The sequence below is a fragment of the Brevundimonas sp. T2-11 genome (assembly GCF_055397675.1).
Window position 1 is genome coordinate 449477 of the sequence record NZ_AP027920.1, and the last position, 23518, is coordinate 472994.

The 23518-nt window shown below is 69.5% G+C and carries 25 protein-coding genes and 1 tRNA gene; 15 read left to right on the forward strand and 11 right to left on the reverse strand.

The window, feature by feature from the left end; translation table 11 throughout:
- Positions 1 to 8 precede the first annotated feature (8 nt).
- Both ACZ5XO_RS02165 and ybaK read left to right on the forward strand, forming a co-directional pair.
- Positions 9 to 2684, forward strand: a complete 2676-nt coding sequence (locus tag ACZ5XO_RS02165) for an ATP-dependent DNA helicase (protein ID WP_464164849.1) — start codon at positions 9 to 11, stop codon at positions 2682 to 2684.
- A gap of 223 nt (positions 2685 to 2907) precedes the next feature.
- Positions 2908 to 3381 (forward strand): Cys-tRNA(Pro) deacylase, encoded by a 474-nt coding sequence (gene ybaK / locus ACZ5XO_RS02170; protein WP_464163695.1) that lies wholly within the window; start codon positions 2908 to 2910, stop codon positions 3379 to 3381.
- 3 nt (positions 3382 to 3384) lie between these two features.
- On the opposite strand, the gene ACZ5XO_RS02175 is transcribed toward ybaK, so the two are convergent.
- A complete protein-coding gene (locus tag ACZ5XO_RS02175; RefSeq protein ID WP_464163696.1) occupies positions 3385 to 3819 on the reverse strand; it encodes a VOC family protein in 435 nt (144 codons plus the stop codon).
- Positions 3820 to 3921: 102 nt separating this feature from the next.
- Between ACZ5XO_RS02175 and ACZ5XO_RS02180 the strand changes: the two genes are divergently transcribed.
- The 3 genes from ACZ5XO_RS02180 to hisC are packed head-to-tail and all read left to right on the forward strand — an operon-like array spanning position 3922 to position 6794.
- Positions 3922 to 4986 carry a DUF2125 domain-containing protein gene (locus ACZ5XO_RS02180; protein WP_464163697.1) on the forward strand — a complete coding sequence of 355 codons (1065 nt, stop codon included), beginning with the start codon at positions 3922 to 3924 and terminating at the stop codon, positions 4984 to 4986.
- The gene (locus ACZ5XO_RS02185; RefSeq protein WP_464163698.1) at positions 4986 to 5666 is read left to right on the forward strand and encodes a hypothetical protein; all 681 of its coding nucleotides are present in this window, start codon (positions 4986 to 4988) and stop codon (positions 5664 to 5666) included. The genes ACZ5XO_RS02180 and ACZ5XO_RS02185 overlap by 1 nt, the downstream gene beginning before the upstream one ends.
- A 24-nt stretch (positions 5667 to 5690) precedes the next feature.
- Positions 5691 to 6794: a histidinol-phosphate transaminase gene (gene hisC, locus ACZ5XO_RS02190; protein ID WP_464163699.1), complete on the forward strand. Its 1104-nt coding sequence runs from the start codon at positions 5691 to 5693 to the stop codon at positions 6792 to 6794.
- 6 nt (positions 6795 to 6800) lie between these two features.
- On the opposite strand, the gene ACZ5XO_RS02195 is transcribed toward hisC, so the two are convergent.
- Genes ACZ5XO_RS02195 through ACZ5XO_RS02215 form a run of 5 tightly spaced genes read right to left on the reverse strand, consistent with a single transcriptional unit; the run spans position 6801 to position 10607 of the window.
- Positions 6801 to 7601 carry a MipA/OmpV family protein gene (locus ACZ5XO_RS02195; RefSeq protein WP_464163700.1) on the reverse strand — a complete coding sequence of 267 codons (801 nt, stop codon included), beginning with the start codon at positions 7599 to 7601 and terminating at the stop codon, positions 6801 to 6803.
- 47 nt (positions 7602 to 7648) lie between these two features.
- Entirely contained in the window at positions 7649 to 8362 is a 714-nt protein-coding gene (locus ACZ5XO_RS02200) for a lysophospholipid acyltransferase family protein (RefSeq protein WP_464163701.1), read from the reverse strand.
- Positions 8363 to 8364: 2 nt separating this feature from the next.
- Positions 8365 to 8994 (reverse strand): YdcF family protein, encoded by a 630-nt coding sequence (locus ACZ5XO_RS02205; protein ID WP_464163702.1) that lies wholly within the window; start codon positions 8992 to 8994, stop codon positions 8365 to 8367.
- A 9-nt stretch (positions 8995 to 9003) separates the two neighbouring features.
- Positions 9004 to 9885: a cell division protein FtsX gene (locus ACZ5XO_RS02210; RefSeq protein WP_464163703.1), complete on the reverse strand. Its 882-nt coding sequence runs from the start codon at positions 9883 to 9885 to the stop codon at positions 9004 to 9006.
- Complete coding sequence (locus ACZ5XO_RS02215) at positions 9882 to 10607, reverse strand: cell division ATP-binding protein FtsE (protein WP_464163704.1); 726 nt, start codon at positions 10605 to 10607, stop codon at positions 9882 to 9884. Before ACZ5XO_RS02215 ends, ACZ5XO_RS02210 begins: the two co-directional genes overlap by 4 nt.
- Before the next feature lie 73 nt (positions 10608 to 10680).
- On the opposite strand from ACZ5XO_RS02215, the gene ACZ5XO_RS02220 reads away from it, so the two are divergent.
- Positions 10681 to 11541, forward strand: a complete 861-nt coding sequence (locus tag ACZ5XO_RS02220) for an MJ0042-type zinc finger domain-containing protein (protein WP_464163705.1) — start codon at positions 10681 to 10683, stop codon at positions 11539 to 11541.
- Between the two features lie 16 nt (positions 11542 to 11557).
- Positions 11558 to 12097 (forward strand): phosphoribosyltransferase, encoded by a 540-nt coding sequence (locus ACZ5XO_RS02225; RefSeq protein WP_464163706.1) that lies wholly within the window; start codon positions 11558 to 11560, stop codon positions 12095 to 12097.
- Between the two features lie 3 nt (positions 12098 to 12100).
- Here ACZ5XO_RS02225 and lysA read toward each other — a convergent pair whose 3' ends face one another.
- The 3 genes from lysA to argH are packed head-to-tail and all read right to left on the reverse strand — an operon-like array spanning position 12101 to position 15028.
- Entirely contained in the window at positions 12101 to 13375 is a 1275-nt protein-coding gene (gene lysA, locus ACZ5XO_RS02230; protein ID WP_464163707.1) for a diaminopimelate decarboxylase, read from the reverse strand.
- Positions 13376 to 13409: 34 nt separating this feature from the next.
- Positions 13410 to 13628, reverse strand: coding sequence for an LPS translocon maturation chaperone LptM (gene lptM, locus ACZ5XO_RS02235; RefSeq protein ID WP_464163708.1), 219 nt, complete (start codon positions 13626 to 13628; stop codon positions 13410 to 13412).
- A complete protein-coding gene (argH, locus tag ACZ5XO_RS02240; RefSeq protein ID WP_464163709.1) occupies positions 13625 to 15028 on the reverse strand; it encodes an argininosuccinate lyase in 1404 nt (467 codons plus the stop codon). The genes lptM and argH overlap by 4 nt, the downstream gene beginning before the upstream one ends.
- Here argH and ACZ5XO_RS02245 point away from each other — a divergent pair.
- Complete coding sequence (locus ACZ5XO_RS02245) at positions 15027 to 15632, forward strand: TlpA family protein disulfide reductase (RefSeq protein WP_464163710.1); 606 nt, start codon at positions 15027 to 15029, stop codon at positions 15630 to 15632. The genes argH and ACZ5XO_RS02245 overlap by 2 nt on opposite strands.
- Before the next feature lie 31 nt (positions 15633 to 15663).
- Here ACZ5XO_RS02245 and ACZ5XO_RS02250 read toward each other — a convergent pair whose 3' ends face one another.
- Positions 15664 to 15969, reverse strand: coding sequence for a hypothetical protein (locus ACZ5XO_RS02250; RefSeq protein WP_464163711.1), 306 nt, complete (start codon positions 15967 to 15969; stop codon positions 15664 to 15666).
- 71 nt (positions 15970 to 16040) lie between these two features.
- A complete protein-coding gene (locus tag ACZ5XO_RS02255) occupies positions 16041 to 17327 on the reverse strand; it encodes a hypothetical protein (protein ID WP_464163712.1) in 1287 nt (428 codons plus the stop codon).
- A gap of 147 nt (positions 17328 to 17474) precedes the next feature.
- Here ACZ5XO_RS02255 and ACZ5XO_RS02260 point away from each other — a divergent pair.
- The 7 genes from ACZ5XO_RS02260 to ACZ5XO_RS02290 all read left to right on the forward strand — a co-directional run bounded on the left by ACZ5XO_RS02260 (position 17475) and on the right by ACZ5XO_RS02290 (position 23503).
- Positions 17475 to 17551: transfer RNA gene (locus tag ACZ5XO_RS02260), tRNA-Arg, on the forward strand.
- A 214-nt stretch (positions 17552 to 17765) separates the two neighbouring features.
- Complete coding sequence (locus ACZ5XO_RS02265) at positions 17766 to 18605, forward strand: hypothetical protein (protein ID WP_464163713.1); 840 nt, start codon at positions 17766 to 17768, stop codon at positions 18603 to 18605.
- Positions 18605 to 20932: a hypothetical protein gene (locus tag ACZ5XO_RS02270; RefSeq protein ID WP_464163714.1), complete on the forward strand. Its 2328-nt coding sequence runs from the start codon at positions 18605 to 18607 to the stop codon at positions 20930 to 20932. Before ACZ5XO_RS02265 ends, ACZ5XO_RS02270 begins: the two co-directional genes overlap by 1 nt.
- Before the next feature lie 77 nt (positions 20933 to 21009).
- Positions 21010 to 22143, forward strand: a complete 1134-nt coding sequence (locus ACZ5XO_RS02275) for a patatin-like phospholipase family protein (RefSeq protein WP_464163715.1) — start codon at positions 21010 to 21012, stop codon at positions 22141 to 22143.
- 71 nt (positions 22144 to 22214) lie between these two features.
- Positions 22215 to 22622 carry an acyl-CoA thioesterase gene (locus tag ACZ5XO_RS02280; protein WP_464163716.1) on the forward strand — a complete coding sequence of 136 codons (408 nt, stop codon included), beginning with the start codon at positions 22215 to 22217 and terminating at the stop codon, positions 22620 to 22622.
- Between the two features lie 93 nt (positions 22623 to 22715).
- Positions 22716 to 23288 carry a peptide deformylase gene (def, locus tag ACZ5XO_RS02285; protein ID WP_464163717.1) on the forward strand — a complete coding sequence of 191 codons (573 nt, stop codon included), beginning with the start codon at positions 22716 to 22718 and terminating at the stop codon, positions 23286 to 23288.
- On the forward strand, positions 23288 to 23503 hold the full coding sequence (locus tag ACZ5XO_RS02290) for a hypothetical protein (protein WP_292036498.1): 216 nt from the start codon (positions 23288 to 23290) through the stop codon (positions 23501 to 23503). Before def ends, ACZ5XO_RS02290 begins: the two co-directional genes overlap by 1 nt.
- The last annotated feature ends 15 nt before the right edge of the window (positions 23504 to 23518 follow it).

The window sequence follows — 23518 nt, forward strand, 5'->3', positions numbered from 1 at the left end:
GCGCCGTCATGGTCGCTCACGCCAGCCTGACCGCGCGTCGCCTGGGCCTCAGCCCGCCGCCGCGCTCGACCGACATGCTGGACGTGCTGGAGCTCTACGCCTTCGTGCGGCCCGCCAAGTTCTGCGCCCCTTCGCCGACAGGGCTGGCTCTGGCCATGGGGCGGAGCGAACCGAAGGGGGCCGAGGCTCAGGCCCAGGCCCTGCGCGACGCCGCCGCCGACCTGCTGAACGAACTGGCCGATCCCGCCTATCCCGGACGCGAGGACGCCTTCTCCCTGGCGGGGACGCTGGACCGGGCGGGCTGGTCGTGGGGCGGGCGGGTGCTGGCCGCGTTGCAGGCCGGACCCCTGCGCGACCGTCGCGAGCGCGGCACGGGGCTGGACGTCTGGTCCCGCCTTGCCGAGTGGGAGGACGAGGCCCCGCGCGGCGAGGCCGGATCCGCGCCGGTGGACAGCGAGAGCGCCCGCATCCGTCTGGACAAGCTGCTGCAGGCCTCGGGTCTGGACGAGACGCGGCCGGCCCAGTCCGACTACGCCGCCGAGGCCGCCTACGCCTTTTCGCCGCGCAACGAAGAAGGGCGCCCGCGCGTCCTTCTGGCCGAGGCGGGCACCGGCACCGGCAAGACCCTGGGCTATCTGGCCCCCGCCAGCCTGTGGGCCGAGCGTAATGCGGGGGCGGCCTGGGTCTCGACCTACACCCGCGCCCTGCAACGCCAGATCGACCGCGAAAGCCGCGCCCTGTGGCCCGACGAGGCCGAGCGTCGCAAGAAGACGGTGGTGCGCAAGGGCCGTGAAAACTACCTCTGCCTGCTGAACCTGCAGGACATGATGCAGGCGGCCCAGTTGGGGAACGGCGACCTGATCGGCATGGGGCTGGCCAGCCGCTGGGCTGCGCACAGCCGCGACGGCGACATGACCGGCGGGGACTATCCCGGCTGGCTGCCGGGTCTTTATGCGACGGCGCCCAGCCATCAGGCCAGCCCGGCCAATCTGGTCGACCGGCGCGGCGAATGCGTCCACGCCGCCTGTCCGCACTACCGCCTCTGCTTTGTCGAGAAGACGATCCGCGCCAGCCGCCGGGCCGATCTCGTCGTGGCCAACCACGCCCTGGTCATGACCCAGGCGGCCTTTGACGGCGCCCGCTCGGCGCGCGGCCTGAAGCAGGACGGCGAGACGGCGGCGCTGAAACGCATCGTCTTCGACGAGGGCCACCACCTGTTCGACGCCGCCGACAGCGCCTTCTCCGCCGCCCTGTCGGGTCAGGAGGCCGCCGAGCTGCGTCGCTGGATCAGAGGTCCCGAGGGGCGCGGCCGTCGCGGGCGCGGGCTGGAGCAGAGGCTGGGCGACCTGTGCGCCGACAACGAGGCCGCCGCCAAGGCCCTGAAGGACGCCATGATCGCCGCCGCCGCCCTGCCGGGCGAGGGGGTGTCGGGCCGCATCGCGCCGGCGTCTGGCGAGATCAATCCCATAGGCCCGATCGAAGCCTTCCTCGTCGCCGCCCTGGAGCAACTTCGCGCACGCAGTCAGGAGGCGGGCGGGACCGAGTTCGGCATGGAATGCGCCCTGCGCCCCGCGACCGAGCCGGTGCTGGAGGCCGCCCGCGCCGCCGCCCGCGCCATCGCCGCCGTCGAGGCGCCGCTTCTGGCCCTGTCGCGCCACCTCGAGGATATTCTGGACGAGGAGGCCGCCGAGCTGGACGGCGCCGCCCGCGCCCGCATCGAAGGGGCCCTGCGCGGCATGGACCGGCGTGCGCGCATGACCCTGCCGGGCTGGCGCTCCATGCTGGCCGCGCTCGAGGAAGGCGGCGACGAGCCCGATCCCGACTTCGTCGACTGGCTCAGCGCCGAGGCCGCCTTCGGCCGCATCCATGACGTGGCCCTGCGCCGCCACTGGATCGACCCGACCGTGCCGCTGGAAGCCGCCGTCGTCATGCCCGCTCACGGCGTGCTGGTGACCAGCGCCACCCTGTCGGACCCGGCGGCTGAGGACCCGTTCCAGTTGGCCCGGATGCGCACCGGCGCGGCGCGGCTGATCGAGCCGGCGCGGACGCTGAAGGTGGACAGCCCCTTCGACTACGCCGCCAACAGCCGCGTCATCGTCGTCAACGACCTGATGAAGGACGACCCGCGCCAGATCGCGGCGGCCATGCGCGAGCTGTTTCTGGCCGCGGGCGGCGGCGGCCTCGGCCTGTTCACCGCCATCCGTCGGTTGAAGACCGTCTATGAGCGGCTGGGGCCAGATCTGGCCAAAGCGGGCGTCCCCCTCTACGCCCAGCACGTCGATCCGCTGGAGGTCGGGGCTCTGGTGGATGTGTTCCGTGCGGAGCAGGACAGCTGCCTGCTGGGCACCGACGCGGTGCGCGACGGCGTGGACGTGCCGGGGCGCAGCTTGCGCGTCCTCGCTTTTGATCGTGTGCCTTGGCCGCGTCCCGACCTGTTGCACAAGGCCCGGCGCGAGCGCTTCGGCGGCAAGACCTATGACGACGCCCTGGCGCGCGGCCGCATAGCACAGGCCTTCGGGCGCCTGATCCGCCGCGCCGACGACAGGGGGGTCTTCCTGATGCTGGACGCCGCCTGTCCGACCCGCCTGTTCGCCGGCCTGCCGCCTGGAACCGAGGTCCAGCGCATGGGTCTGGCCGAGGCGGTGGAGCTGACGAAGGAGTTCCTCAATCCGGAGACGGTCTGAAGCGATCCTCCCCTGCGAAGCGGGGGAGGGGGACCATGCGCAGCATGGTGGAGGGGGCGAGAGCAGACGCTAGAAACCGATGTCAGGGATCGGACGGCATGAAATCAGTAGGGGCCGGAGCCTGTAGTCGCCCCCTCCACCGCTTCGCGGTCCCCCTCCCCCGTTTCACGGGGGAGGATCGGGATCGGGACAAACTCGAGCGCGACGCGTAGAAGTTGTCGCCATGTCCAAGACCACCCCCGCGACCGTGGCCCTCACCAGGGCCGGGGTCGTCTTTGAGCTCTTCCCCTACGACTACGACCCCGACGCGCCGCGCGTGGGATTGCAGACGGCCGAGGCGCTCGGCTGGGCGCCGGAACAGGTGTTCAAGACCCTGATGACGCTGGTGGACGCCAAGCCCGCCTGCGTCATCGTGCCGTCCGACTGCGAGGTCAGCATGAAGAAGCTGGCGGCGGCCATCGGGGGCAAGTCGGCGCAGATGATGAAGCCCGCCGACGCCGAGCGCCTGACGGGCTACAAGGTCGGCGGCGTCAGTCCCTTCGGCCAGAGGAAGGCCGTGCCGACGGTGATGGACGAGACCGCCGTCCTGTTCGACCGCATCCTGATCAACGGCGGCCAGCGCGGCCTGCTGCTGGGCCTGACGCCGGACGAGGCTGCGCGGGCGGCCGGCGCGACACTGGCCGACCTGACGGCGTAAGCCTTACTCTTCGAAGGTCACCACCACGCTGTCGGCCGAGCGCTCAGCCTCGCCGTGGAAGACGGCCTCGATATTGTTGCCGTCCGGGTCCAGCAGGAAGGCGGCGTAGTAGCCGGGGTGATAGGGCCGCTCGCCCGGCGCCCCGTTGTCGGTCCCGCCCGCCGCCAGCCCCGCCTTGTGGAAGGCCTCGACCATGGCCCGGTCCTTCGCCTGAAACGCCAGGTGGCAGCGCCCGGTCGGAGCGCCCTGCGCGGCTATGCTGTCCACCGCCGAGACGAACAGTTCGTCGGCCCAGAAGAAGCGTTCCGCCTCGCCGCCGATCGGCACGCCCAGCGTCTCCAGCACCGCGCCGTAGAAGCGCCGGCTGGCCTCAAGGTCGGGGGTCACCAGTTGCAGATGGTCGATCAGTCGGCCGCGATGCAGCTGTTGGGTTTCCATGGGTTTTGTCTCCTGTCGGGGCGCGATTCGAACGGACGACAGACTGGCCCGTTCCTGCTGACAGGACGTGTCATCAGCCGCGCGGCCTGCTAAACCGCGCCCATGACCGACGCCCACGCTGAACCCGTCCGCCACAGCCGCAAAGGGCTGATCATCCCCTTCGCCATCGTCTTCGTCGGCCTGGCCCTGTGGACCGGCTGGTGGTTCGTCCTCACGCAGCAGATCGAGAAGAAGCTGGAAGGCCGCATCGCCCGGCTGGAGCAGTCGGGCTGGACAGTGAATCACGCGGGCGTCACCACGACCGGCTGGCCCCTGCGGGCGCGGGTGGCGATGAAGCACGTCGATGTCGTCGCCCCCTCGGGCCACGCGGTCGCCGCGCCCGAGATCGTGGCCGAGGCCAACGCCTACAACCCGACCAAGTGGGTGATCATCGCGCCCGACGGCCTGGTCATGACGCGCGGCGCCAAGGGCAAGACGGCGGTCCGGGCCGAGGCTATTCGCATGAGCATCCACGGCCTGACCCAGCGCTGGCCCAATGTGGCGGTCGAGTTGTCCAGGCCGGTCTTCACGGCCCTGCCGGACGCCGAACCCTTCCCGCTGTCGAAGGCGGGTCTGGTCCAGTTCTACATGCGGCCGCACGTGGCGGGATCGAACGCGCCGACCGATGACGTCGACGTCCTGTTCCGTCTGGTCGACGGCGAGGGCCGCCCCAACGGGCCGGTCGAAGGCCTGACCCAGTCGGGCAAGCTGAACGCCCAGGTCGAGGCTGTGCTCGAGAAAGCCGGCGCGCTCAAGGGGGCCGACGCCCAAGGTCTGTTGTCGGCCTGGACCGCCGCCGGCGGGCGCTTCGTCGATATGAAGGGCGAACTGGGCGCGGGCGAGAGCAAGACCTTCCTCTCCAGTCCCGCCCTGTCGGCCGACGACAAGGGGCGCCTGGAAGGCGAGGTCTTCCTGCGCGCCGAGAAGCCTCTGGCCGCCATCGTCGGTCTGGCCGGCGCCCAGCAGGGCGGTTCGGTGGATCGCGCCGCCGCCGCCCGCGCCGCCGCCGCCACGCCCCAGGGCGGGACGGGGGATCAGGGGCAGGGCGTCGATCTGGTGCTGAACTTCAAGGGCGGGCGCACCTATCTGGGGCCCTTCGCCCTGGCCCCGGCGCCCCAGCTGTTCTGATGCTGGTCGAACCGCCGGAAGACCTTGAGCGGCTGGCGCTGGACCGCGCCCTGATCGCGGCGGCGCGGGCCCGTCTCGCCGCCGGCGCGCGCGGGTCCGTGGACGCCGACGCCATCGCCCTGCGTGAGGTCCTGCGCGACCTCCCGGCGTCAGAACGCCCGGCCCTGCGCGCCGTGCTGGGGCGCATCGAGGCGGCGACCGGCCCGGCGCTGGCGACCTGCGGACCGCTGTCCCAGGCTCTGGCCGCTGACCGCTGGGGCCTGATCGGCCGCCCGGTCGCCGAGCCGGATCAGGCGTTGGCTGCGGCGCGCCAAGGCGGGCGCGCCCTGATCGACCTCGGCGCCCGGCCCTGGTGGGGCAGGCTGCTGGTCATGCCTATGCTCAAGGTCGTCGCCGCCCTTCCGGACGATGCGGCCGGCGTCCCGCGGGCCCTTCTGGTCTCGACCGAAGCGCCCGGTCCGACCGGCGACGATCGCACCTTCTGGGTCACCGACAGCCCCCTGTCCGACGCCCGTATCGTCGCCGCGCTTGGCGAGGCGGGGCTGATCGCCGCGCCCCTGACGGCGGGCGGCGGCTTGAAGCTGTTCGTGCTGACAGGCTATGTGCAGGCTGAGGACGGACGGCTGACTGACGCCCCCGGCCAGATGAGCGGCGTCATCGGCGCCGCCCCCGTTTACTGACCACAGACTTCGAGGATGACGCACATGACCGACGCGCCGAACGCCGCGCCCGCCCCCAAGCCCGGCATCCTCGACATCGCCCCCTATGTCGGCGGCAAGGGCGCCATCGCGGGCTTCGCCGAGCCGATGAAGCTGTCGTCGAACGAAAACGCCCTGGGCGCCGGCGAGAAGGCGCGCGAGGCCTATGCCGCCGCGCTGAAGAACATCCACGTCTATCCCGACGGCCGCGCGACCAAGCTGCGCGAGGCCGTGGCCGCCCATCATGGTCTGGAGCCCGAGCGCCTGATCTTCGGCAACGGTTCGGACGAGGTCTTCGCCCTGCTGAACCAGACCTATCTGCAGCCCGGCGACAACATCGTCACCGGCCAGTACGGCTTCCTCGCCTACCGCATCTCGGCCAAGGCCTGCAGCGCCGAGGTCAAGCTGGCCCCCGAGCCCAACATGAAGGCCGAGGTCGAGGCCATCTTCGAACAGGTCGACGAGCGCACCCGCATCGTCTACGTCTCCAACCCGTCCAACCCGACCGGCAGCTGGAACTCGGGCGAGGAAATCCGCCGCCTGCACGCCGCCCTGCCGGCCCACATCATCCTGGTGGTGGACGAGGCCTATGCCGAGTTCGTGGTCGAGCCGGAGTGGGAGAGCGCCTTCGGTCTGGCCCGCGAGGCGTCGAACATCGTCGTCACCCGCACCTTCTCCAAGATCCACGGCCTGGGCGGCCTGCGCATCGGCTTCGGCTACGCCCCGCTGGCGGTCGAGCAGGCGGTGGACCGCATCCGTCTGCCGTTCAACGTCTCGGTGCCGGGCCTCGACGCCGCCACCGCCGCCCTGTCGGACGAGGCGCACCAGAAGGCCTCGCGCGATCTGGTGCTGGACTGGCGCCCGCGCATGACCCAGGCCATCCGCGGTTTCGGCTTCGAGGTCTTCCCCTCGGCCGGCAACTTCATCCTGATCCGCTTCGCCGACGAGAAGCGCAGCGCCGTCGCCGCCAGCGATTATCTGAACTCGAAAGGCATCATCGTGCGCCCGGTCGGCGGCTACGGCCTGCCCGACTGCCTGCGCGTCACCATCGGTACGGATGACCAGAACCGCGCCGTCATCGACGCCCTCAGCGAGTTCGCCGCCGGCTGATCGGGCCTACTGGCCGCTGTTGAAACGGACGACCCCGATCAGGCCCGCGCGCCAGACGTGGTCGTCCTCGACCAGCGGGCTGTCCTTCAGGTCACCCAGGCGTTGCTCGTAGTTGATGAAGCCGCCCATGCCGAAACGGTCGCCGATCGGTACGGCCAGCATGATCACGCCGCCCAGACCCGACAGTCCGCCGGACGGCTCGAACACAGCATAGCCGCTGCCCGGCGCCTCGGCCGCCGTGACGCCGTAGTAGCGCCGCGCGCGTTCGTCGTCGCCGCCGCGCACATAACCCATGGTCTGCAACAGGCCGACGCGCGTCACGCGCTGGTGTCCGACCGAGCCGTAGTACTCCAGCCCCGCGTCGTCGCCGCTGACGTCATGCTGGATGCGGCCGCCGACGACGATATTCCCTGGCAGGCGCTTGTAGGCGTAGAGCGCCGCGTCGGCGCCCAGCTCGGGGCGGTCCATGCCCTCGATGTCCCCGGTGGCGAAGCGCGGGCGCACTTGCACGCCCATGCGCAGGTCGTCGCGCTTGACTGCGTTCCAGCCCAGTCCGTCCAGACCGTTGGCGTAGACCACGTCGCGCCAGGAGGCCGAGCCCCAGGCGGTGAAGTTGAACTCGTCGCTGGTGTTGCCGGTGGCGCTGAAGCCGCGCACCACCCCTCCGCCGATGTCGACCTTCCAGGTCGTCGGCGCCTCGACCGCCTCATAGGGCATCGACTGGGCTGAGACCGAGGTGGCGGTCAGGGCGACCACGGCGGCGGCCAGAGGAGCAGTCAGGGCGGCGAGGGCGACGCGTGAAGGCATGAAAAATCGCAGGTCAACGGCTGATGATATAGCCGCTTCTGCAAAGCCTAGGTTTTGGGCGTCAACAAGGCGGTGGAGGCGGTTTCGATACGACCTTCCAGTTCGGCCATGAACTCGGCGCGCTTCAGACCGGCGGGAATGGGCGGCAGGAACTCGAACACCACCAGGCCAGGATGGCGCTTGAAGCCATGGGCCGGCCAGTGAACGCCGGAATTGGTGGCGATGGGCCAGCAGGGGGCGTCCAGGTCGCGATAGATCGCGGCCACGCCGGGCTTGTAATCGGCCGGCTCGCCGGGGACCGTGCGGGTGCCTTCCGGGAAGATCAGGATCTGGCGTTGGTCGGCCAAGCGGGCGCGGGTCTGACGCACCATGTCCTTCAGCGCCTTGGCGTGGGCCGCGCGATCGACAGCGATCATCTGCGTCTTCCAGGCGAACCAGCCGAAGAAGGGCAGGGGCATCAACTCCTTCTTCAGGACGAAGCAGGGGTCGTCGAGGAAGGCGAAGGGCGCCACCACGTCCAGCATGCCCTGGTGTTTGGCGGCGATGAGGGCCGGGCCGGTCGGGCGGTGTTCCAGCCCGCGCACCTCGACTCGGACGCCGGCGATCCAGCGCAATCCGAACAGGACGAAGCGCGCCCACAGCTTGATGACGCTCATGGCGACGCGGTGCGGCATGAGCAGGGCCGGCGACAGGCCGACGGCGAAGACCACCATCGACAGATAGAGCCACAGGGTGAAGATCAGGGAGCGCAGGACGGTCATTCTCAGGCCTTGGCGTCGGCTTCGGCGTCGGCGGGACGTTCCGGATGGCGGCCCGTCAGGCGATGCATCCCTTCACGACCCAGCACGGCCAGGTATTTCATGTACTCCAGCGTCATCCGCCGGGCGGTGACGGCGGCGCGCCACCAGCGCGAGTTGTCCAGCGACGGCGTCGAGACCGCATAGGGCGTCAGTCGAACCCCCGGCGCGGCGCCGCGAATCTCCAGCAGGCTGCGCGGCATGTGGTAGTCGGAGGTGACGACGATCAGGTCGTCATAGCCCTTGGACCGGGCCCAGGCGGCGATCTCCTGGGCGTTGCCGACGGTGTTTTCGGCCTCGAAGCCCAGATCGACGCAGCAGTTGAACAGCTTGGAGGAGCCCGGCGTCAGGGCGCGCAGTTCCTGGCGGCGCACGTCGCGGTTCACCCCCGAGATCAGCACCCGGCGGCCCTTGTCCTGTTCCAGCAGACGGATGGCGGCGTTGACGCGCTCGGCCGAGGGGCCGGTCAGGGCGACGATGGCGTCGGCGCGCGCGGGTTCCGGCGCCGGCGTCAGGCCGCGCACGCGCTCGGCGAAGGCGAACAGCCCCACCAGCCACATCAGCGCCACCACGGCGATCAGCGTCATGAACTTCATGATGCCTAACTAGCCACGACCGCCCAGCTTCGCCAGCGCCGTGAAGCGGGCGGCCAGTAATGCGACGCCGAAAGCCAGTGCGGGACAGGCGGCCAGAACGACCAGATCGCTGAACGCCAGAGGAAGCGCAGGCGTCAGCCCGCCTTCGCCCCCGATCAGGCGCAGCAGGGCCAGCAGCAGGGCCGCGACGCCCGCGCCCACGGCGCCGGCCTGGGCCGCCAGTCCGCCGAAACGTCGCTGGAACAGGCCGGCGACATAGCCGTCAGACGCGCCGTTCAGGCTCAGGGTCTCGATCACGCTCGCCTGGGCCGCCATGCCCGCGCGGGTGGCGTAGGCGATGACGGCGGCGGTGGCCGCCGCGATCAGCAGGAAGGCGGCGCCGGCCAGGGCCGTGATGACGCCCGCCGAACGCTCGACCTCGCCGCGCCACAGGCTGTGGTCATCGACGCTGGCGTCCAGCCCGGCCTCGGCCAGGGCGCGGCTGAGCGTGGGGGCGCTGGCCGGGTTGTTCGGGTCCAGCCGCACCGTGACCAGATAGGGCAGGGGCAGGTCGGGCAGGGCCGCCTCGCCGACCCAAGGGCGCAACAGGCTTTCGGCTGCCTTGCGGTCCATGGCTTCGGCCTCGGCCACGCCCTTGACCCCGGCCAGGGTCTCGGCGGCGCGGGCGGCGGCGGTGGGACCGGTCTCGTCCACGCGCGGGCGGACCTGGACCGTGGCCTCGGCCCGCAGCTGACGCGCCCAGCCGTGCGCGGCCCGGTCGGCGGCCAGGGCCCCGACGGCGGTGATGGAGGCCAGGAAGCACAGGACGGCGACCACCACCATCAGCCAGCGCTCGCCGCCCGCCTCGCGCGACAGCAGGCCGGGGCCGGGTCGGAACAGGGCGCGGATCATGCGGCCACCCCCGCCGGAGCGGCTTGGCTCAGATGGCCGTTCTCCAGATGCAGGACGGCGGCGCCGACGCGTTCGGCCAGGGCCTCGTCATGGCTGGCGATCAGGATGGTGGCGCCCAGCTTGTTCAGCGACTGGAACAGCCGCATCAGCTTCTCGCCCATGACGCGATCGACGCTGCCGGTCGGCTCGTCGGCCAGAATCAGGCGGGGGCGGGTGATGACGGCGCGGGCGATGGCCAGGCGCTGCTTCTCGCCGCCGGACAGGGCGGGCGGCAGGGCGTCCATGCGCTGGCCCAGGCCGACCCAGCGCAGCATCTCGGCCACGTCGGCCGCGTGATCGGAGGGCTTGCCGCCCGTCAGGGTCAGGGGCAGGGCCGCGTTTTCAAAGGCGGTCAGGTGATCCAGCAGGCGGAAATCCTGAAACACCACCCCCATCCGCCGCCGAAAGGCGGGCACGCCGCCGCGCGGCAGGTCCGTGACCTCGCGTCCGAACAGGCTGATTCGCCCCGTCCGGGGCCGCTCGGCCAGGGTCAGGAGGCGCAAAAGCGAAGACTTGCCCGCGCCGGACGGTCCGGTAAGGAAGTGGAAAGAGCCCTGCGGCAGACTAAGGTTAACGTCGCGCAGGACGTCGGGCCTGTCCGCATAGCCGAAACCCACGCCCCGCAGGCGAACGGTGTCGGGCGCGGAATCAGGGTCGGCGGCGCGTCGGGTCGAGTTTGGCATCAGATTTCGTATTGGACCGGGGCGTTGCGGGCGCCTCGACAGGAGGGGGCGTCGAGCCTCGCAGTCAGCCGACATGATACTGACCTGCCCCGCCTGCGCCACCAGCTATTTTGTTCCCGACGAAGCGATCGGCCCGAACGGCCGCCGCGTGCGCTGCAAGTCCTGCGGCCATGACTGGCGCGCGACGCTTGAGGACGAACCGCTCGAACTGTCCGCCGCGACCGAGGAACCCGTCGCCGAGGCCAGCTTTGGCAAGCGCGAAGAGACGCCCGAGACCCTGGCCGAGACGCCCGCGCCCGAACTGCCGCGCGCCTTCCGCGCCAAGGCGGAACAGCAACGCAGGATGCGCCGCGCGGCGACGCAGGGCGCGGTGTGGGCCGGTCTGGCCGTGGTCTTCCTCGCGCTGGTCGGCGCGGCTTTCGCCTTCCGCCTGTCCATCGTCCAGGCCTGGCCCCAGGCCGCCGCCGTCTACAAGCTGGTCGGCGCGCCGGTGAATCTGGCGGGCCTGGAGTTCGAGGCCGTCGGCATCCGTTTGGCGCCCTATGATCCGGGCAAGGTCATCGTCTCGGGCGCCTTGCGCAACATTCGCGACAATGAGGTCGTGGCCCCGCCGGTGCGGGTGGCCCTGATCAATGCCGCGGGCGCCGAGGTGGGGCATCGTATTGTGCGTCTGGAGACCGCGCCGGTCTTGCCGGGCAAGGTCCAGGGCTTCGCTGTCATCGTCTCCGACCCCGAACGCCAGGTCGCCAGCGCAGGCTTCGACTTCGTGTTGGAGACGGCGAAGAAGCAGGCGGCCGTTCCCGCCGCTCCGCGTATCGAACAGGCGGCCGCTCGCCCGGCGCGGCGTGCGCCGCCGGATGATGGTCTGCGTCGCGCCACGGCCTATGATCTGGTGCCCGTGGACGCCCAGCCTCTCGACAGCAGCCCCGCCTAGGGTCTATCCGCCGGGCATGGCTGATCACGACCCGACGCCCGCTCCCACGGTTCTCCTGCCGCAATCCGAGATCGAGGCGATCGTCGCCGACCTCGCGCGGCGCATCGCCCCCGTCATCGACGACGAGACGGTGGCCGCCGTCCTGCTGACCGGCGGGCTCTGGTTCGGAGCCGACCTGACCCGCGCCCTGTCGCGCGAAGGTCGTCATGTCCGGTTCGACGCCCTGTGGCTGGCCTCCTACGGCGACGAGAAGACCAGTCGCGGCAAGATCGACGTCTATGCGCCTTATCAACGGCCCATCGCGGGCAAGCGTGTGCTGATCCTGGACGACGTCTTCGACACCGGCCTGTCGCTGGCCGAGGCGGTGCGCATCACCAGGGAAGCCGGGGCGTCGGAAGTCCTGACCTGTGTCTTCGCCCGCAAGCCCTGGCCCGAGGCGCGTGCGCCCGAGCCCGACTTCGTCGGCTGGGAGGCCCCCAACCGCTTCCTCGTCGGCTACGGCCTGGACCACAGGGGCGGAATGCGCGGCCTGCCCGACATCTGCGCGCTGGACTGAGGCCTAGAGCCAGTCCGCCATCGGTTCGCGGGCGAACATCTGTTCATAGGTCGGGCGCGGGCGGATGACCGCACAGCGCTCGCCGTCGACCAGGACCTCGGCGGCCAGGGGGCGGGTGTTGTATTCTCCGCTCATGACGGCCCCATAGGCGCCGGCGCTCATGAAGACCACCAGATCGCCGGCCTCGAGCGGCGGCAGGTCGCGGTCGCGCGCGAAGGTGTCGCCAGTTTCGCAGACCGGCCCGACCACGTCATAGGGGCGCATGTCGCCGTCGCGCGGGCGCACGGGCTTCAGGTCGTGGAAGGCGTCATAGAGGGCCGGGCGCATCAGGTCGTTCATCGCCGCGTCGAGCACCAGGAAGCGACGGCCGTCGGTCCGCTCATTGACCTGGATGACCCGGCTCAGCAGCACGCCGGCGTTGGCGGCCATCAGCCGGCCCGGCTCGAAGGCCGCCTCGACATCCAGTCCGTCCAGCACCCGCGCCGCCATGGCGACATAGTCGGCGGGCGAGGCGGTTTCCGCGTCGCCGTAATAGGGCACGCCCAGACCGCCGCCGAGGTCCAGGCGGGTGACGCTGTGGCCCTGCGTCCGCAGGGTTTCGGTCATCTGGCGCAGGACGCGAAAGGCGTTTTCCAGCGGCGTGAGGTCGGTGATCTGGCTGCCGATATGGCAGGCCAGGCCGACGGGCGTGACGTGGGGGGAGGCGGAGGCGCGGGCGTAGAGGGCCAGGGCTTCCTCGACCGGCACGCCGAACTTGTCGCCCGCGCCGCCGGTGGTGATCTTGGCGTGACCGCCAGCGCCGATCTTGGGATTGACGCGGATGGCGATGGCCGGAGACGCGGCCTTTTCAGCCGCCACAATGATCAGCCGCTCCAGTTCCGCCGAGGACTCGACGTTGATCTGGCGCACGCCGACGTCGATGGCGAAGGCCAGTTCGGCGTCGGTCTTGCCCACGCCCGAGAAGATGATGCGCTCGCCGGGAACGCCCGCCGCCAGGGCCCGACGGATCTCGCCCTCGGACACGGTGTCGGCGCCGCAGCCCATCTGAGCCAGGGTCGCCAGCACCGACAGGTTGGAGTTGGCCTTGACCGCAAAGGCGATCAGGGCCTCGCCCAGCGCGTTCTTGTGCGCATCACAGGCGTCGCGCAGCAGACCGTAGTGACGGCGCAGTGTGGCCGAGGAATAGACATAGGTCGGGGTGCCGACCTCCGCCGCCAGCGCCTCCAGCGAGACGTCCTCGGCGTGCAGAACGCCGTCCTTCAGATCGAAATAATGCACCGGCGGGGAGTCCAGTCTGGAGGGGGAAGGCCGATCAGAGCGGCGTGCGGCCGAACGGGTCCGAGGCGCCGCTGTCGATGGGGTTCTGGCTGTTCGGGCGGTTCACGGTCGCCGGCTCCGGCAGGGACTTGGCGTTCCGGTCACGCGGCGCGCGCTCGGTCTGGACGGCGCCGGGCGCTTCCAGATCGGCCATGCGGCCGCAGCCCGACAGCAGAAGGGCGGCGGCGCCCGCGAGGATCAGGGTCTTTTTCACAGGCGGCTTCTCCAGTCGGCGATGCGGGCGCGGACCTGTTCCGGCGCCGTGCCGCCGAAGCTCTGGCGGCTGGCGCAGGAGGCTTCGGGCGTCAGGACTTCATACACGGCTTTGGTGATGCCGGAATCCAGAGCCTGCAATTCTTCCAGCGGCAGATCGCCCAGGCCGACGCCCAGGGCCTCGGCCCGCTTCACGGCGGCGCCGGTAACGTGGTGCGCCTTGCGGAAAGGCAGGTTCAGTTCACGCACCAGCCAGTCGGCCAGGTCTGTGGCGGTCGAGAAACCGGCGCCCGCGGCGGCGGCCATGCGCGGGGTGTTGGGAATGATGGCGGCGACCATGGCGGTCATGGCGGTCAGGGCCAGATCCAGGGCGTCAAAAGCCTCGAACACCGGCGGCTTGTCCTCCTGCATGTCCTTGGAATAGGCCAGAGGCAGGCCCTTCATCACCGTGGTCAGGGCGATCAGGGCGCCGTTGATGCGGCCCGTCTTGGCGCGCACCAGTTCGGCGGCGTCGGGGTTGCGCTTCTGCGGCATGATGGACGAGCCGGTGGTCAGGTCGTCGGGCAGGGTGGCGAAGCCGAACATCGGCGTCATCCACACCACGATCTCCTCGGCCAGACGCGACAGGTGGCCCGCCGCGATTGAAGCCGCCGCCAGGCTTTCCAGCGCGAAGTCGCGGTCCGAGACGGCGTCCAGGCTATTGGCCATCGGACGGTCGAAGCCGAGCGCGGCCGCGGTCATGTGGCGGTCGATGGGGAAGGGCGAACCGGCCAGGGCCGCGGCGCCCAGCGGGTTCTCGTTCATGCGGGCGCGGGCGTCGGAAAAGCGGCTGGCGTCACGACCGAACATCTCGACATAGGCCATCAGGTGGTGGCCGAAAGTCACCGGCTGGGCTGTCTGCAGATGGGTGAAGCCGGGCATCAGGTCGCCCGCGTGCTGTTCCGCCCGGTCCAGCAGGGCGGCCTGCAGGTCTTTCAGCTGCGCCACGGTGCGGTCGCAGGCGTCGCGCACCCACAGGCGGAAGTCCGTCGCCACCTGGTCGTTGCGGCTGCGCGCCGTGTGCAGACGTCCCGACGGCTCGCCGATCAGCTCCGACAGGCGGGCCTCGACGTTCATGTGGATGTCTTCATAGGCGTCGCGGAAGGGGAAGGTCCCGCCGGTGATCTCGCCCTCGATGACGTCCAGTCCGTTCAGGATGGCTTCGGCGTCAGCCTGCTGGATGATGCCCTGTTGGGCCAGCATGCGGCAATGCGCCCGCGACCCGGCCAGATCCTGCGCCCACAGGCGTTTGTCGACGCCGATGGAGACGTTGATGGCCTGCATGATGTCGGCGGGCTTGGCGCTGAAGCGTCCGCCCCATAGAGACTGACCTTGAGGGGTGTTGGAAGGCGTGTCGGACATGAGCGGCTCTAAACGGACTTTGGCGGGCGTGGCGACGGCTGTGCTGCTGATCGGCGCGATCGGCGGCGCGGCGATGCTATACGCCAATCGCGACGGCGGGGGCAAAGAGTCCGCGTCATCGGCCCTGTCTGTCTATGCGAAAGGCTCGCTGGCCAAGCTGCTGACGCCCGCCCCGACGCCCGCGCCCGACTATGTCTTCAAGGACGCAGAGGGCCGCGATGTCCGTTTCGCCGACTTCAAGGGCAGGGTGGCGGTGGTCAATCTGTGGGCCACCTGGTGCGCGCCTTGCAAGATCGAGATGCCGACCCTGGCGGCTCTGGCCGAGCATTACAAGGGCCGCGACGACGTGGCCGTGGTGACCATCAGCATGGACGTGGACAAGGCCGTGCCGGAAGCCCGCGCCTTCATCGCCGAGCACCCGCCGCTAGCCTATTACGCCGATCCCAAGTTCCAGCTGCCGTTCGAATTCCCCGGCAAGGGGGCCATGCCCCAGACGATCCTGCTGGATCGTCGGGGCCAGGTCCGCGCCGTTCTGACCGGCGAGGCCGACTGGGCCAGCGCCGAAGCCAAGGCCTTGGTCGAAGCCTTGCTGGCGGAGCAGTGATCCTTCTCCCTCAAGGGGAGAAGGGATCAGATTAGTTCTTGGCCGGAACGCGCGTGTCGGTGGCCGGGTCGACGGCGCCGGGGCGGCCCTCGGCGGCGGCTTCGGCCTGATTGTCTTCCAGCTTGTCGGCGACCTTGCCCGCGCCTTCCTCGACCGCCTGGGCGGCCTTCATGGCGCCGGACTCGACGACTTCGCCCGTCTGGGCGGCGACGTCGGCGGCCTTGTCGCCGGCGGCTTCGGCGTTGGCTTCGGCCTTCTGCTGTTCGGCCTGGGTGCAGGCGGCGGCGCCGAGCGCCAGGACCGAGGCGGCGGCGATGGTCAGGGTGCGGATGCGCATGGGATTCCCCCTTCGTTAGCGTTGAACCTTGGCGGTGAACGCGGCTGGGCCGCAGCAGGTTGCGTCAATCCCTAGTCCAGATCGACCGGAAGGGTCTGGCTGGCCAGCAGCCGCTCGGTCGTCGCCCAATGGTCCGGCCCCTGCCGCTCGACCCAGGCCTGCACCATGTCCCGGCCCAGGCCGTAGTTGATGACATAGGAGCGGTAGGTCTCGATGAAGCTCAGCCGCTGGGCCGCCCGGTCGCGCGCGACGAGGTTGTATTTCTGCAGCTGGTCCAGCGCCGTCTCTCGGTCGATGCGCCCGGCCAGATAGTCGTCGGCCACCGTGTATTCCGCCCGCGCCAGCTCCCGCGTCAGGGCCAGAAGCTGCGTCTGCGCCTCGGCCGTCGCCGGGTCCAGCCCCGCCAGCGGATACAGCACCCGCGCCTCGAACTCCGTCCGCTCATGGCCGGGGAAGGCCAGGTCGATGCCGTAGTTGGCGCTGCCCTCGGCGATGAAGGACATGGGGCTGAACAGGGGGTAGACGCTCATCTCGACCCATCCCTTCTGCTTGACGAATGTCTGCTCCAGCAGGGCGTTGTAGACGTGGTGGCCGGGATAGCCCTCGTGGCAACCCAGATCGACGGCGCGGTCGATGTAGATGGGCAGGTCGGTGTTCACCTGGATCAGGCTGAAGGCGGCGCCCTTGTACCAGTTGTAGCCGGACCAGGGCTTGTTGTTGACGAACTCCAGGGTGAAGGTCTCACCGGCCGGCAGGGTCATGCGCCGTTCGGTGCGCGCCTTGCACTCGTTGATGGCGGCCCGCATCACCGGCTCCAGCCGCTCCTTGGGAATGACGTAGCCGGCGCGGAACGCCGCGACCCGTTCGGCCAGCGGCCCTTCGCCGGGGACCAAGGCGTCGATGCGCGCCAGCACGGGATCATAGGACGACAACGGCCGCAGTTCCGGCCGCACCCCGAACAGGGCCTCGGCCTCGTCGGCGAAGCCCAGCTTCTCGCCCTGCAGCATCCGCAGCCGCGCCGAGGCCGCCGAGACATGGGCCGACAGATAGGCGCGACGTTGCAGGCTCTCGGCGTCCAGACCCGCCGTCGGCAAGGCCTCAAGACGTCGGCTCAAGGCGGCGGCGCCCTCGGACAGTTGCGGCAGGGCGCGCGGGCGGGCCTTGGCCGCCTCGGCCCATTCGGCCGGGCCGTAATAGGCGTCGACATAGCCCGGCTCGCGCTCGCCGATCTCCAGCGTCAGGGCGACATAGTCGCGCGCCACCGCATCCAGACTGTCAGGCGCCGTCTTCGGCGTCGCGGCGCAGGCGGCCAGTAGGGCGGCGGCGGCCGACAGGGCGGCGATAGTGGAAACGCGCATGGAAACTCCCTCTCTCCGGTCGCAAGGCTAGGCTCTTACGAGCCTACCGCCAAGTATGGGCCAGGAAGGCGCCGCCGTGGGATTTCAGGGATTGAGGCGGCCCGGCCCATGCTGTAAGCACCGCCGTCCGGCTCTAGAGCCGCAGACGCACCCGTAGCTCAGCTGGATAGAGTGCTGCCCTCCGAAGGCAGAGGTCACAGGTTCGAATCCTGTCGGGTGCGCCATTTCTCCCTGTCGCAGGAATGTCCGGTCGGACCGTCGATTTCGTCTGCGGCGATCCCTTGCGCCGTCTAGGGCGACGCGGCGCGAAGCCGGGCCTCGCTGCTGCTTCACTCGGGTGCTTGCTTGCGACCTGTGAGGCAGCATGGCAAGGCATAGGTCATGATGGGTTCAGGGCCGCAAAAAGATTACGAGATCCTGTTGCCCGGCGGTGTTCGCATGCGGGCTTCCGGCGATCCCGCCTCCCCCCTGCTGCGGAGTTTTTTCGAGGGCTATGATCGCGCCTTCGTCCTGCCCGACGAGCGCGAGGAACTGGCGGGCTTCGAGGCCTGTCTGGCGCTGAACGCCAGTCATCGGCACGCCTATGGCCGCACGCATTGCGAACTGGTGGCGGTTCTGGAGGATGAAGACGGAACGCGTCTCGGCGGCGCCAATTTTCTGACGACGGCCATGGGCCCGGGCCGGCCGGCGCGTGCGTCGGTGGCGCTGAACTATATCTTCATTGAGGAAGGGGCGCGGGGACGCGGGTTGCTGCGTCCGGCGCTGGAGGGCGTGCGTCGGCTCGCCTCTCTTTCGCTGGACCTTGATCCTGCGGGGGCGGCGCCGGCCCTGTTCATCGAGCAGAACGACCCCCTGCGCCTGACGGCGGAGGAATATGCTGCCGATACGCGTCATTCGGGGCTGGATCAGGTGGACCGTCTGGCCATATGGGCGCGGGTGGGCGCGCGCGTGGTGGACTTCCCCTATGTTCAGCCCGCCCTGTCCAGAGATCAGGCCCCCGACGACGGCCTGGTCTACGCCGCCATCGACTATCCTGACGTCGCCGTCCCGACCGATCTCTTACATGATCACTTGCAGAGTTTTTTCGGTATTTCGGTCCTGAAGGGGGCGGCGGAGGAACCTGACGGGGCGGCGGCGATCCAGTTGGCGGCCCTGGCGGGGCGCAGCGATCCGGTGGCGTTGCTGCGGATGGAGCCCGCGCTGGACTGGTTGCGTTCGGGGCGTTCCACTCAAGAATTGTCGAGTTTCAGGGAACTGGCGAGGAAGGCGGGCGGCTGATGGCGGTGCGGGGGCGCAAGCGAAGCGAAAACGGTTACGAAAAGGCCCAGTCGGGCACCATCTACTGGACCCTGTCGCTCTACATCGAGCCTGACAACGTCGCTTCGGCCCTCGGTTACGGCGAAGGCGAACATGTGCCGGCGGCGCTGTTCCGTCGGGCGCAGATGCAGCACAATCCGTCATTCGCCCTGCGCAACGCCGTCGACCCCTTGTTGAACGACATCGCGGACCGGGAATCGCGCGGAGAAGTGCAGGAGTTCCTGCTGGCCGCCACCGCCGCGAACCCCGAGGATCTGGACGAAGCGGCCAGCACGATCCGGGATTTCGAGGAACTGGTCTTCGAGATGCCGGAATCCCTGTCCTGGGCGACCGAGGGCGTTCGCTTTCACGCCCATCCGCCGTCCTTGAACGATGAGCGGCTTGTCCGGCTGCGCCGGTTCTGGATGTCGCACAACAACGGCGCCCTCAGCTATCACCTGTCCTTCAGCCACTATTACGGCGGATATGTCGACGAACACGGCGCGCCGCGATCCGGTTATGATCCGGCGACCTATTATTTCCTGTCGTCGCTCCAGAAGCTGGCGGCGCCCAAGGAGTATTCGCTCGATACGAAGATCCTCGCCGAGCTGATCAATGCGCCGGACCCCTATGTCAGCGTGTTCGATCGCGGCGACCTGGGCATCGACCCCCTGGACAAGATCAAGGTTCGGGGCGCGGACCAGGAAAGCGCGTCGTTCTGGCCCTTTGTGCGGACAAGGTTCGAGGCGGACGCGGTCCAGCTTTTCGATCGGTTAAACCGGGCCCGCGCGTCCCAGGCGGGCGTCGCGGAGGATGTCGCCGCCTTCCGGTTGGCCCAGGGGTTCGAGAAGAGCCTGCTGGACCTGGTGCCCTTTATCGAGGTGCCGGGGCTGAAGGTGCCGAAGTCCCGCTTCATGTTCATGCTGCACGACGAACGGTTCTTTGACCGTCTGATGCCTCTGGACGAGGAAACGCGCGAAAGCGTCGCTCGCAAGCAGATGGTGCGGCAGGACTGCTACGATCCCTATCAACGCAAGATGGATGCGGTGACCGCTCCGATCGGGGGGCGGCCGCCCAAGGCCGTGCATCTCGGTCGCCCGCCCCAGGGTGTCGCCTCCGGCGAGAGGGCGGCCCCGGACTATTGGCGCTGGGTCATGGGCCGGCCGGAGTATCTGCGGCTGCTGGCGGTGGGAGCGCTGGAACGCACCGCCGTCGTCGCCGGACAGGAGCAGGCCTCGAGCGACGACGGGTCGTCCTCCACGCCGATCGCTGCGGGCGATCTGCAAGGCCTGCAGGAGGCGGTCCGAACGGGCGCCTGTCGGCAAGTCAAGGATTGGGCCGGTCGCCCTCTGGCGCAGCCCCGTGTCCACCACGCCCCCTCTTTCGAGGTCGGGCGGGCGGACTGCCTCGACTATCTTTTCCTGGCGGGCTTCAACCAGAACATCATCGACTTCATGAACCAGGACACTTCGGAGATCCTGGACAGCATCGATCCCATCTATCCGGGGCGCGACGAGCAGTCCGAAGAACGTTTCTTCGTCCGCTACGCCAATCATCGCGCGATGATCACCTATGTGCCGATGAGCCGAAGCCTCGAGATCGGCAACGACTATATCGGCGCCTGTCCCTACGCCTTCCTCATCCATGCCTTGGCGCTGCACAACGAGTTTCTGGGCCGCGCGCGCGAGGAAGCCAGCCTGGATCAGATCGAAGACATCAAGCGCCTGATCGACGCCGGTGATTTTGATGAAGCCGCGCGCAAGATCAATGCCGTCAAACTGGCCGAGTTCGATCGGTACGAGCGTTTCCGCTACGCCAATCCCTTCCGCTACGACACCGAGCGCGATGTCTTCGCCAAGCTCGAGGAACTGCGAGGCGTCAGTCGCAAGGGCAAGGCGCTGGCTCTGGCCGTGGAAAGCCTTGAGGACCACGCCAGCGACCTGCAGCGTCTTCAACAGCAGGTTCTGGACAAGGAGGCGGCGGGCCGGGACATGCGGCTCAATGTCCTGCTGGGCGGCATGGGCGTGTTTGGCGCGGGCCAGATGCTCTACTGGATCGGAGAGAAGGCCGCCGGCGACAAGGACGCTCCGCCCAGAGCGCTCGTCAACGGCCTGGCGCAGGCTTCGCCCGGAACCGGCGAGGCGATCCTGTCGGGCGTCGAGGCGGTGATGATCCTGGCGACCGTGGTCTTCCTGGCCTACCTGCTCTGGATCATCGGTCTCGGACAGCTTGTCGGCTGGATCCGACGCCTCGTGTCCGGTCGGCAGGGGTGGTGGAAGACTCCTCTGACGCCTACCGGGCGAGAGTGACGCATGCACGGACGTCGCGCACGATCGCTTCGGCCTGATCCGGGCGCTGGAACAGGGCGGGATTGATGGGATCGTCCATGCGGCGCCTTCCCCGGGGGCGATTGCCTGCGCCGCCGGCCGGGCAGGGGCTGATCGTCGACTTCAACGACATTCGGTTGAGCGTCGAGCAGGCCGAGGCCTCGCTGGAGGCGGCGGATCGCCTGTCCTTGCCAAGGTCCGGCTGGGCGTCGGGGCGGTTCGACATGCTGGCCATTTCCGGCGGGGCGGCGGGCGGGGCCTATGGCGCGGGGGCGCTGGTCGGCCTGACGGAAGCCGGACAGAGGCCCGAGTTCGCCCTGGTCACCGGGGTCAGCACCGGGGCCCTGATCGCCCCCTTCGCCTTCCTGGGGCCGGCCTGGGACGAGCGCCTGACGGACGCCTATGTCGGGGGGCATGCCGCCGACCTGCTGAGCCTGCGTCAGCTGGCCTCCAGTTTCACCGGGGGTCTGTTCCGCGGCGAGGCGCTGGACGCCCTGATCCATCCCTTCGTCGACGAGGCCCTGATCGACGCTGTGGCGGCCGAGCACGCGCGCGGCCGGCGACTGCTGGTGGCGACGACCGATCTGGACAGCCAGAGATCCTGCATCTGGGACATGGGCGCCATCGCCGCTCATGGCGGTGACAAGGCGGTGGCCCTGTTTCGCGAGGTTCTGGCCGCCTCGGCCAGCCTGCCGGGTCTGTTCCCGCCGCGCCGGATTCCCTGCGCGTTCGAGGGCGGCCAGTTCGAGGAGATGCACGTGGACGGCGGCGTCGCCGCGCCCCTGTTCCTGATGCCCGAGGGGCTGCTGCGCTGGAACCGGCTGGGACGGCGACTGCATCGCGGCCGGGTGCATGTCCTGGTCAATACGGTGCTGGAGCCCGAGCCGCGCACCACGGCGCCGAATGTGGCGGCGGTTCTGACCCGCAGCTTCGACGCCATGCTGCGGTTCTCCTATCGCCAGGCCCTGGGGACGGCGACGACCTTCTGCGCGGCGCAGGGCCTGCCGATCAGCGTCGCCTCCATTCCCGACGCGCCCGATCAGGGCGGCATGCTGAGTTTCGACACCGACACCATGAAGCGTCTGTTCGATGCGGCGCGCGAGCGGGCGAGGTCGGGCGAGTTGTGGCGCTCGCCGGTGGCGGAACGGCAGGGGCTCCAGGGCTTGATGGATCGGTTACGGCCGCGCGGATAGGCGCGCGGCCTTGATGCGGTCGAACACGAGGCGCATGGAAAACTCTTCTCCCCAAGACTTCCAAGGCCCCGATGACCGACGCCGATAAAACCCCCGCCCAGCTTCCCGAAGGCCAGCCCGTCGGGCGGGTCATCGCCATGCCCGCCGACACCAACCCCGAAGGCGACATCTTCGGCGGCTGGCTGCTGGCCCAGATGGACCTGGCGGGCGCCACCCCGGCCTTCGAGCGCGCCAACGGCCGCTGCGCCACCGTGGCCCTGGACGGCATGGTCTTCCACCAGCCGGTCTCGGTCGGCGACGAGGTGTCGATCTACGCCAAGGTGGTCCACACCGGCCGCACCTCGATCCGCGTCCATGTCGAGGCCTGGAAACGCTCGCGCGGCCAGTCCGAGGCCCTGTCGGTGCGCGTGACCGAGGGCGTCTTCACCTATGTCGCCATCGATTCCGACCGCAAGCCGCGCGCCCTGCCGGCGGTCTGAGCCTCTTCGCATACGGGTGCGGCGCCGGGACAAGACCAAGCGCCGCACTCGGAAATTCTTGACGTTCGAGCCTTCTCACCCTACCTGCGGGCCATGGCTATTCGTCGCATCCTGACCATCGATAACGCCGCCGACCTGGCGATCCTCAAGGCCGTCTCCCCGCCCGTCGAGGGCGGCGTGACCGACGACCTGCGCGCCCTCATGGACGACATGCTGGAGACCATGTACGCCGCGCCGGGCATTGGCCTGGCCGCCGCCCAGATCGGCGAGCTGAAGCGCGTCGTGGTCATGGACCTGGGCGACAAGCCGGTCGAGGGCCAGCCTGACGAGCCGGAAACCGAGGAAGACGCCCTGGCGCGCCGCAACCCGCGCTATTTCGTCAACCCGGAAGTGATCTGGGCCTCGGACGAGCTGTTTTCCTATGAGGAGGGCTGCCTGTCGGTGCCGGACTATTACGACGCCGTCGAGCGCCCGGCCCGCATCCGCGTCCGCTACCTGAACTATACCGGCGAGCAGATCGAGGAAGAGATCGAAGGTCTCTACGCCGTCTGCTTCCAGCACGAACTGGATCACCTGAACGGCGTCCTCTTCATCGACCACCTGTCGCGCCTGCGCCGCGAACGGGCTGTCGCCAAGGTCAAGAAGAACGCAAGGCTCGCCGCCTGATGGCCCGCAAGACCACGATCATCGACTCGCGCGGCCGTCGCCGCCTGACCCGCAATCAGAAGGTCGGCGCCGCCAGCCTGGCCACCATCGTCGCCGTCGCCGCTGTCGGCGTGGTGGCGGGTCTGCTGCTGGACCGCCTGCTTGATTTCGACGACGCCCTGGATGCGGGCGGCGAGTGGGACGAGGGCGGCGGCGTCTATACGCGCTGGATGTAAGCCGCCCCACGGTCT

Coding starts and splice junctions, on each gene's coding strand:
- ACZ5XO_RS02165 (WP_464164849.1), top strand. CDS start 9: ATGGTCGCTCACGCCAGCCTGACCGCGCGTCGCCTGGGCCTCAGCCCG.
- ybaK (WP_464163695.1), top strand. CDS start 2,908: ATGTCCAAGACCACCCCCGCGACCGTGGCCCTCACCAGGGCCGGGGTC.
- ACZ5XO_RS02175 (WP_464163696.1), bottom strand. CDS start 3,819: ATGGAAACCCAACAGCTGCATCGCGGCCGACTGATCGACCATCTGCAA.
- ACZ5XO_RS02180 (WP_464163697.1), top strand. CDS start 3,922: ATGACCGACGCCCACGCTGAACCCGTCCGCCACAGCCGCAAAGGGCTG.
- ACZ5XO_RS02185 (WP_464163698.1), top strand. CDS start 4,986: ATGCTGGTCGAACCGCCGGAAGACCTTGAGCGGCTGGCGCTGGACCGC.
- hisC (WP_464163699.1), top strand. CDS start 5,691: ATGACCGACGCGCCGAACGCCGCGCCCGCCCCCAAGCCCGGCATCCTC.
- ACZ5XO_RS02195 (WP_464163700.1), bottom strand. CDS start 7,601: ATGCCTTCACGCGTCGCCCTCGCCGCCCTGACTGCTCCTCTGGCCGCC.
- ACZ5XO_RS02200 (WP_464163701.1), bottom strand. CDS start 8,362: ATGACCGTCCTGCGCTCCCTGATCTTCACCCTGTGGCTCTATCTGTCG.
- ACZ5XO_RS02205 (WP_464163702.1), bottom strand. CDS start 8,994: ATGAAGTTCATGACGCTGATCGCCGTGGTGGCGCTGATGTGGCTGGTG.
- ACZ5XO_RS02210 (WP_464163703.1), bottom strand. CDS start 9,885: ATGATCCGCGCCCTGTTCCGACCCGGCCCCGGCCTGCTGTCGCGCGAG.
- ACZ5XO_RS02215 (WP_464163704.1), bottom strand. CDS start 10,607: ATGCCAAACTCGACCCGACGCGCCGCCGACCCTGATTCCGCGCCCGAC.
- ACZ5XO_RS02220 (WP_464163705.1), top strand. CDS start 10,681: ATGATACTGACCTGCCCCGCCTGCGCCACCAGCTATTTTGTTCCCGAC.
- ACZ5XO_RS02225 (WP_464163706.1), top strand. CDS start 11,558: ATGGCTGATCACGACCCGACGCCCGCTCCCACGGTTCTCCTGCCGCAA.
- ACZ5XO_RS02245 (WP_464163710.1), top strand. CDS start 15,027: ATGAGCGGCTCTAAACGGACTTTGGCGGGCGTGGCGACGGCTGTGCTG.
- argH (WP_464163709.1), bottom strand. CDS start 15,028: ATGTCCGACACGCCTTCCAACACCCCTCAAGGTCAGTCTCTATGGGGC.
- ACZ5XO_RS02250 (WP_464163711.1), bottom strand. CDS start 15,969: ATGCGCATCCGCACCCTGACCATCGCCGCCGCCTCGGTCCTGGCGCTC.
- ACZ5XO_RS02255 (WP_464163712.1), bottom strand. CDS start 17,327: ATGCGCGTTTCCACTATCGCCGCCCTGTCGGCCGCCGCCGCCCTACTG.
- ACZ5XO_RS02265 (WP_464163713.1), top strand. CDS start 17,766: ATGCGGGCTTCCGGCGATCCCGCCTCCCCCCTGCTGCGGAGTTTTTTC.
- ACZ5XO_RS02270 (WP_464163714.1), top strand. CDS start 18,605: ATGGCGGTGCGGGGGCGCAAGCGAAGCGAAAACGGTTACGAAAAGGCC.
- ACZ5XO_RS02275 (WP_464163715.1), top strand. CDS start 21,010: ATGCGGCGCCTTCCCCGGGGGCGATTGCCTGCGCCGCCGGCCGGGCAG.
- ACZ5XO_RS02280 (WP_464163716.1), top strand. CDS start 22,215: ATGACCGACGCCGATAAAACCCCCGCCCAGCTTCCCGAAGGCCAGCCC.
- def (WP_464163717.1), top strand. CDS start 22,716: ATGGCTATTCGTCGCATCCTGACCATCGATAACGCCGCCGACCTGGCG.
- ACZ5XO_RS02290 (WP_292036498.1), top strand. CDS start 23,288: ATGGCCCGCAAGACCACGATCATCGACTCGCGCGGCCGTCGCCGCCTG.